The organism is Phyllobacterium sp. P30BS-XVII (genome assembly GCF_014138335.1).
GTDB lineage: Bacteria > Pseudomonadota > Alphaproteobacteria > Rhizobiales > Rhizobiaceae > Phyllobacterium > Phyllobacterium meliloti.
Map to the genome: position 1 here is coordinate 1 of NZ_JACGXO010000023.1, position 1,109 is coordinate 1,109.

The 1,109-nt window shown below is 58.8% G+C and carries 1 protein-coding gene; it reads right to left on the reverse strand.

From position 1 onward, the window contains the following. Positions 1-1,109 (reverse strand): hybrid sensor histidine kinase/response regulator (locus tag FHW17_RS25115; protein WP_182511105.1); only part of this gene is annotated, 1,109 nt, incomplete at both ends.

Here is a 1,109-nt window from a genome sequence, read left to right on the forward strand (position 1 = left end):
TGTTGCTCTGTCTGAAGTTTCAGCGCCAGAATGGTTGAGCGCAGTTCGGCCGGGCGGATGGGCTTTGACAGGATTGGTATCTGCGGATCGCCCACATCATCGCGCACACGGTTTTCGTCATGACCGGTCACAACAATTGCCGGGATCTTGCGGCCATTGGCCCGGCGGATATAGGCAATGCAGTCCGTCCCCGTGGTCTTGGCACCAAGGTCGAAGTCCGTGATGATGAAGTCGCAGGTCACATCCTTGCCTTCGGGAAGCGCATCCTCCTGTTGAACAATGCAGCCCCATTTCTCCAGAAGTATGCCGGTTGCCATGAGAATATTGACGTCGTCCTCCACCAAGAGCACGCGCAGGCCGTCCAGCAGGGAAGCAGGCTTGGCCCTGACCGTTTCAAGTGAACGGACCGGCTCTGCGACCATCTCAAAGCCATCGATGATAACGGTCGTGCCCTGGTTCTCCACCGATCGCAGCGATACGTCCAGTCCCATGAGCGTGGCAAGACGCTGCACAATCGACAGGCCAAGGCCAACCCCTTCCGTGTCCTTATCGCCGCGTTCGCGCACCTGATAGAATTCCTCGAAAAGCCGCGGCAGATGTTGCGCGGCAATACCGGGGCCGCGATCATGCACCTCGATTGACAGTTTGCCGTCGCGCACCCGGCATCCCAGCAGAACAGGGCCACCCGGGGCATATTTCAAGGCATTGGAAACAATGTTCTGGATCATGGTGGTCAGGAGGCTGGGATCGGTGCGCACGAACCTATGCGTTGCCACGACGGTCAGGGTCACACCGGCCCATTGGGCCGCTTCGGAATTCTGCCGTGCGATATCCTGCAGGATCTCACCAATGGCAACAGCTTCGGGCTGCGCCGATATCTTGCCGCTGTCGAGGGTCGAGATGTCGAGGAGGGACTGGAACAGGCGTGAAACGCTTTGCAGTGACCGGTCGATATTGTTGACCATCTGCTGTTCTTCAACGCCCAGTCTGGCATCGCGCAGGCAGGCGATGAACAGACTGATGGCGTGGATGGGCTGGCGCAGATCATGGCTTGCCTGTGCCAGAAACCGCGACTTGGCAAGGTTGGCTTCCAGCGCTGCATTGTAGGC